We start from the raw sequence: 2,166 nt of genomic DNA, 5'->3' as shown, positions 1-2,166 counted from the left end.
TGTCGACGACGGGTGAAAACTGACCCCCTGGCGACGGTTGAAAACGGACCCCCTCCTCGATCATGAGGAGTGATGACCGTGGAGGACTGGGCGGAGATCCGCAGGTTGCACAGGTCAGAGGGGATGCCGATCAAGGCGATCGTGCGCAAGCTGGGCGTCTCGCGGAATGCGGTCCGGCGGGCCCTGGCCGCTGAGGCGCCGCCGAAGTACGTCCGTCCGCCGCGGGGGTCGGCGGTGGATGCGGTCGAGCCGCAGATCAGGGCGTTGTTGGCGGAGTGGCCGACGATGCCGGCGACGGTGATCGCCGAGCGGGTCGGCTGGGACCGGTCGATCACTGTGCTCAAGGACCGGGTCCGGGTGCTGCGGCCGTTGTTCGTACCCCCGGATCCGGCGTCGCGCACGAGCTACGCACCTGGCGAGCTGGCGCAGTGCGATCTGTGGTTTCCGCCGGTCGACGTGCCACTGGGTGCCGGGCAGGTGGGTCGGCCGCCGGTGCTGGTGGTGGTGGCCGGCTACTCGCGGTGGATGAGCGCACTGCTGCTGCCTTCCCGGCAGGCCCCGGATCTGCTGGCCGGGCACTGGTCGCTGCTGGGCCGGCTGGGTGCGGTGCCGCGGGCGCTGGTCTGGGACAACGAGGCCGCGGTCGGGTCCTGGCGCGGTGGCCGCCCGAAGCTGACCCAAGACTTCGAGGGCTTCCGCGGCACGCTGGGTATCCGCGTCATCCAGTGCCGACCCCGGGATCCAGAGGCCAAGGGGCTGGTCGAGCGGGCCAACGGCTATCTGGAGACCAGCTTCCTGCCGGGCCGGACCTTCGCCGGCCCAGGTGACTTCAACGCCCAGCTCGAGGGTTGGCTGGAGCGTGCCAACATTCGTCAGCACCGGGCGCTGGGCTGCCGCCCGATCGACCGGCTGGAGGCTGACCGGGCGGCGATGCTGGCCTTGCCGCCGGTCGCCCCGCGGACCGGGTGGGCCACCGCGGTGCGGCTGCCGAGGGATCACTACGTGCGTCTGGACAGCAATGACTACTCCGTCCACCCGGGCGCGGTGGGCCGGCTGGTGGAGATCCGCGCCGACCTGGCGACGGTGACGGTGACCTGCGCCGGGCAGGTCGTGGCCCTCCACGCCCGGTGCTGGGCCCGCCATCAGAGCATCACCGACCCCGAGCACCTGGCCGCCGCGACGGCCCTGCGCGCCGCCCAGCAGCACCACCGGGCACCGGGCGGGGAGCAGGTGGAGCAGCGGTCGTTGGCTGACTACGACGCCGCGTTCGGCCTGACCGAGGAGCAGGTCGCCTGATGCCTTCCACGACCCAGACGACGGGTAAGGGCCCGGCCCGGGACCTGAGCTCAGAGGTCGCGTTCCTGACCCGCGCGTTGAAGGCACCCACCCTGCGCGATTGCGTGGACCGTCTCGCCGAGCGCGCCCGGGCGGAGAACTGGACCCACGAGGAGTTCCTGGTGGCCTGCCTGCAACGGGAAGTCGCCGCCCGGGACAGCCACGGCGGTGAAGGCCGGATCCGGGCCGCCCGGTTTCCCGGCCGCAAGAGCCTGGAGGACTTCGACTACGACCACGCCCGTGGACTCAAGCGCGAACTGATCGCCCACCTGGGCACCTTGGACTTCGTCACCGCCCGCGACAACGTGCTGCTGCTGGGCCCGCCCGGCACCGGCAAGACCCACCTGGCCACCGGGCTGGCGATCCGGGCCTGCCAGGCCGGTCACCGGATTCTGTTCGCCACCGCCGCGGAGTGGGTGACCCGGCTGGCCGACGCCCACGCCGCCGGCCGGCTACAAGACGAGCTCAAGCGGCTGGGCCGCTACCCGCTGCTGGTCATCGACGAAGTCGGCTACATCCCCTTCGAACCCGAAGCGGCCAACCTCTTCTTCCAGCTGGTCTCCAGCCGCTACGAACGGGCCTCCCTGATCGTGACCAGCAACAAGCCCTTCGGCCGCTGGGGCGAGGTCTTCGGCGACGAAGTCGTAGCTGCCGCCATGATCGACCGGCTCGTCCACCACGCCGAGGTCATCGCCCTCAAAGGCGACAGCTACCGACTCAAAGACCGCGACCTCGGCCGAACCACACCCACCAACACCGACGACTGACCACCGGAGGGGGTTCACTTTCACCCGACGCTGAGGGGTCCACTTTCAGCCGTCGTTGACACAG

Annotated in this window: 2 protein-coding genes; both read left to right on the top strand. The window is 70.7% G+C overall.

Features of this window, described 5'->3' with window-relative positions:
• Nucleotides 1–69 precede the first annotated feature (69 nt).
• Nucleotides 70–1,296 carry an IS21 family transposase gene (gene istA / locus O2W18_RS21605; RefSeq protein ID WP_269189475.1) on the top strand — a complete coding sequence of 409 codons (1,227 nt, stop codon included), beginning with the start codon at nt 70–72 and terminating at the stop codon, nt 1,294–1,296.
• Nucleotides 1,296–2,102, top strand: coding sequence for an IS21-like element helper ATPase IstB (istB, locus tag O2W18_RS21600; RefSeq protein ID WP_269189474.1), 807 nt, complete (start codon nt 1,296–1,298; stop codon nt 2,100–2,102). Before istA ends, istB begins: the two co-directional genes overlap by 1 nt.
• Nucleotides 2,103–2,166: the final 64 nt, after the last annotated feature.

Origin of the sequence: Modestobacter sp. VKM Ac-2983, from assembly GCF_026967885.1 — a bacterium.
Taxonomy (GTDB): domain Bacteria; phylum Actinomycetota; class Actinomycetes; order Mycobacteriales; family Geodermatophilaceae; genus Modestobacter.
This window is presented reverse-complemented; position numbering and strand designations above follow the sequence as displayed.